Raw genomic sequence first — 304 nt, 5'->3', positions numbered from 1 at the left:
CAACTTCCCGTTCCCCGTCAACGGCAACACCCCCAACACCACCACCGCCGACGGCACCATGAACTCCGGCAACACCTCCCCCGCGAACCGCCGCAACTCAGCGACATCCACCGCGTCCCCGCCCTGAGCGGCCACCACATACGCCACCAACCGCCGATCCCCCGGACGGTCCTCCCGCACCACCACCGCCACCCGCGACACCGACCCATGCCGGGCCAGCACCGCCTCCACCTCACCCAACTCGATCCGAAAACCCCGCACCTTCACCTGCTGATCAACCCGCCCCACGAACTCCACAACCCCA

Annotated in this window: 1 protein-coding gene; it reads right to left on the bottom strand. The window is 68.4% G+C overall.

The features are described from left to right. Positions 1 to 288 (bottom strand): AMP-binding enzyme (locus IG98_RS46385; protein WP_425428165.1); only part of this gene is annotated, 288 nt, incomplete at its 3' end. Positions 289 to 304: the final 16 nt, after the last annotated feature.

This window comes from Streptosporangium amethystogenes (assembly GCF_000721075.1).
GTDB classification, from domain to species: Bacteria; Actinomycetota; Actinomycetes; order Streptosporangiales; family Streptosporangiaceae; genus Streptosporangium; species Streptosporangium amethystogenes.
The sequence above is the reverse complement of the archived record's forward strand: the minus strand, read 5'-3'. Positions and strand labels throughout refer to the sequence as shown.